At 62.4% G+C, this 1,047-nt stretch carries 1 protein-coding gene; it reads right to left on the reverse strand.

Features of this window, described 5'->3' with window-relative positions:
- Positions 1–1,047: DUF4832 domain-containing protein (locus RY831_RS32985; protein WP_326510499.1), on the reverse strand; the 1,047-nt coding region annotated here is incomplete at both ends.

A 1,047-nucleotide genomic window follows, 5' to 3' on the forward strand; every position in this document is an offset into this window, starting at 1 on the left:
GCCGGCAGAGTCACGTTCTGGCTCACCGTCACGTTCTGGCCTGGCAGCCACTTGCGCGGATCGGCATTGAGCTTGAAGCGGTACAGACCGCCGGTGCTGGTATTGCGCAGCACCAGTTCCACATCGCGGGTGTTGTAGTTCGACGCCCAGCCCTTGTTCTGCACCGTGAAGTTCACCGCCATCGAACCGCCCGGCTTGGCGCTGGTCGAGTAGGAACCGTTCTGCAGCACGTAGCGGTAGCCCAGGCGCTGCTTGATCTCTTCATAGCAGCCTTGGTTCTTGAACGCATTCAAGACCGTCTGGTGATAGCCATTGCTCAGGTACGAGTAATGGAACATCGCCAGTTCCTTCAGCGCGGTCGGGCAGTCGCTGCGCGGCGGTGCATAGTTGCAGGTTTCGCCGCCCATGGCCAGGTGGGTGGTCTCGGCCTGCAGGAACGGGTATTCCGTTGCGGTGTTGGTGTAGGTGCCCCAGTCGTTGGACGACGCCAGGAAGCAGTCGTTGTGGTGCGCCAGGCGCGCCTTGGCGGTGCCGGTATAGGCTTCGGATGCCGACAGCGGCGTGCTGCCGGCGAAGCGGATCTTGAAGTCGGGCACGCGCAGCTGGACCATGCGTTCCACCGGTGTGACTTCGAGCATTTTGTCGGCCACGGCCTTGCGGTCGGCCCAGTTCTGGCTGGAGAGGCTGCCGAGGTTGCCGAAGTTCTGGCTGTAGGCCCATTCGCCCCAGCCGCCGATGAAGCCGGCATGGACCACGGCAATCACATCCTTGTGCTTTTCCAGGTAAGGCTTGAGCTGGTCCATGTGGGCGCGGATGCGTGTCAGATTCGCATCGGTGCCGGAGGTATCCGAGCTATAGGAGAAGCGCACGATGGCCTTGAGTCCGGCGGTGCGGAAGGCGTTCATGTTGTTGTTGAACTGGTCAAGCTTGGCCTGGCTGATGGCGGAGTTGATGAAGCTGCCGAGGCCGACCGAGCAGACCGCCATGGTCATGCCTTCGCTGGTGCGCCAGCCCTGGAGCTGGGAAGCGGAGAGATTGCCGTCGCAG

The organism is Noviherbaspirillum album, assembly GCF_035916955.1.
Lineage (GTDB): Bacteria > Pseudomonadota > Gammaproteobacteria > Burkholderiales > Burkholderiaceae_D > Noviherbaspirillum > Noviherbaspirillum album.